This is a genomic window from Cupriavidus sp. 86D6 (assembly GCF_057815095.1).
This window is the reverse complement of the sequence record NZ_JBYPSB010000037.1, coordinates 1-2,456: the sequence shown is the minus strand read 5'-3', so window position 1 is coordinate 2,456 and position 2,456 is coordinate 1. Positions and strand designations below refer to the sequence as shown.

Annotated in this window: 2 protein-coding genes; one reads left to right on the top strand and one right to left on the bottom strand. The window is 65.1% G+C overall.

Annotated elements, in window-relative coordinates; all coding sequences use genetic code 11:
* Positions 1–329 precede the first annotated feature (329 nt).
* On the bottom strand, positions 330–1,673 hold the full coding sequence (locus AC3G88_RS29325; RefSeq protein ID WP_488894485.1) for an IS1380 family transposase: 1,344 nt from the start codon (positions 1,671–1,673) through the stop codon (positions 330–332).
* 223 nt (positions 1,674–1,896) lie between these two features.
* Between AC3G88_RS29325 and AC3G88_RS29320 the strand changes: the two genes are divergently transcribed.
* Positions 1,897–2,382 carry a carboxymuconolactone decarboxylase family protein gene (locus AC3G88_RS29320; RefSeq protein ID WP_046941321.1) on the top strand — a complete coding sequence of 162 codons (486 nt, stop codon included), beginning with the start codon at positions 1,897–1,899 and terminating at the stop codon, positions 2,380–2,382.
* Positions 2,383–2,456: the final 74 nt, after the last annotated feature.

Genomic DNA, 2,456 nt, shown 5'->3' with positions numbered 1-2,456 from the left:
GCCGCCTGATCGGCGCAGAGCGACAGCCTACCTCTGACTGCCGCCAATCTTTGCAACAGAGCCCTCGTGTCTTCAAAGCCTCGCGCGAGGAAGACGCGCGTTGCGGCATCCAGGATTCCCTCTCGTTTCGGTATGTCGCTGCGAGTTGAGGGACCGGCGCTGCGGGGGGGAATCGCTAACCCGTCTTATTCATCGGACAATGGCGGACGGTGGGTTCTGGGCTGACGGCGAGCGGGATCGCGCGTCTGCCTGACGCGTGTGGATCGGGGTCGTTTTGTTGGCGCTGGAGGGACGGGCGTGGGTTCGTCGGGGCGTCTCTGCCCCATGGGTCAGGCCGGTGCCGGGGCGAGCGCGATCGCCAAGTGGCGCAGCAGGTCGGCCTCGGGGCTGGCTGCGGCAAAGGCGAGACGGACGCGGGCCACGGTCTCGCGGACGCGGGCCCCGAGTTTGAGCAGGCGCAACCGGATCGTGGCGAACTCGGCCTTGGCCAAGCGATGGGTGATCGGGATGGCCTCGCGCACGGTCAGCATCAGCCAATAGGCAGCGGTGTGCAGCACGAGGCGCATCTGGTTGGCGGCGGGGTTCCGGCACGAGGTACGGTCGGAGGCGAGCTGGCCCTTGTGGAGCTTGATCAGGTTCTCGGCCTGGCCGCGGGCGCAGTAGAGCTCGGCATAGAGCCATTCGGGCGTGCCGGTTTCGATGTTGGTGACCACGTAGCGGATGTCGAGGCCGAGCCGCGTGGCTTCGATGCGAGCCGCGACGCGACGTTCCTGCCGCCAGGACTTGGCTGCGTGCGTGGTCTCGGCAAAGCCGCGCACCGCATCCTTGTCGCCGATGGCCCGCACCACCCGGATGGTATCGGCGATATCCTCGACCTTGGCGGCCAGCGCCTTGGTGCCGGTCAGGCCGAAGACGTAGGCGACGCCGTTGTCTTCGCACCAGTCCATGACCTCGGGCCGGCCGTAATGGCCGTCGCCCCGGATCGTGATCGCGGTCGTCGGCCAATGGCGGCGGATGGCCCTGAGGAGGCGGCGCAGATGGCCCCGCACCTCGCGGCCGGACGGCGTCTTGCCCGGCCGCAGGATCATCGCCACCGGGCGCGCGGTGGCGGTGTCGTAGACGTGGATGGGCAGAAAGCAGCGCGCATCGTGGTGGGCGTTGAACAACGACAACTGCTGCTGGCCGTGGACCACGTCGCAGGTGTCGTCGATGTCCAGGGTGACGGCGGCTGGAGGCACGGCGTAGCTGGCGCAGTACAGGTCGACCAGCACGCGCCCGAGCCGGATCAGGTCGCGCAGGTCCGGCGTGTTCTCCAGCCGCGAGACGGTGGGCTGGCTCATCAGGTCCGCGCCGCTCTCGGGCAGGCGCCCGCAGGCGAGCTTGAAGGCGGGGTCGGCGCGCAGGTGGTCGAGGTCGTCCGCGTCCTCATACCCGCAGGCGATGGCCAGGATGCGCGCCAGGAGGATCTCGGGCAGCGGGTGCACGATCCGGCTCGGATCGCGCCGGTCCGGGATCACCGCGGCGAGCTTGTCGGCAATCCGCATCCGCCGGGCCGCCTGAGCCAGCAGCAGGACGCCGCCGTCCGAGGTCAGGCGCCCGCCGTCGAAGGCGGCTGTGAGCTTCTTGGCTCTCACGGATGGAAACGCGAACGGAAGTGCGTCAAGATCGGACATGGCGGGCGTGGCGGGCTCGATGGGGTGAAGAAGGTTGGTGTGAGCACCCAATCCCTAAGCCAGATCAATGCTTTACGCTACGCTCGCCAGCTTCGATCCACCGCCCTCATGAATAAGACGGGCTAATTTCGTTCACGATGATCATCACCTTCCTTGACTGCACTGCACTGTGCAATGTATGTTTTGGAGACTGCACGGTGCAGTGCAAACGAGGAGATAGGGTATGTCAGTCGTAAATTCCAGCGTCGCTTTGCCTGCTGAGGTCTCAAAGGACCGTTTCGCCAGGGGATCTGCTACATTCGCCGCAGTCACCGGCATTCCCACGGAGGCATACCTTGATGGATTCAAGGATAGCTCGCCTGATTTTGGTCGCTATGTGATTGAGTGGGTCTTCGGCGATGTATACAGCCGCACCGATTTGGATTTGAAAACCCGGGAACTCGTTATCATCGCAGCCGGCGCGGCGTTGGGCGCAACGGGAATTGATGTCATCAAATTTCATGTCCCCACTGCGGTACGCGCGGGTGCAACCCGAGACCAGATTTTCGGCGTTCTTACCCAGGTAGCGATTGTTGCAGGTGTTCCCACAGCAATCGCCGCAATTTCGGCGGCGGCACAAGTCTTGGAGCCACACTCTCAGGTCGCTGATCCTCTCTTATTCACCGGGCTGCTGCGTGATGGCTTAATCCGGGACGGGGTGGCAGGCTGAGGCGGCCAGCGGGCTCTGTTGCAAAGATTGGCGGCAGTCAGAGGTAGGCTGTCGCTCTGCGCCGATCAGGCGGC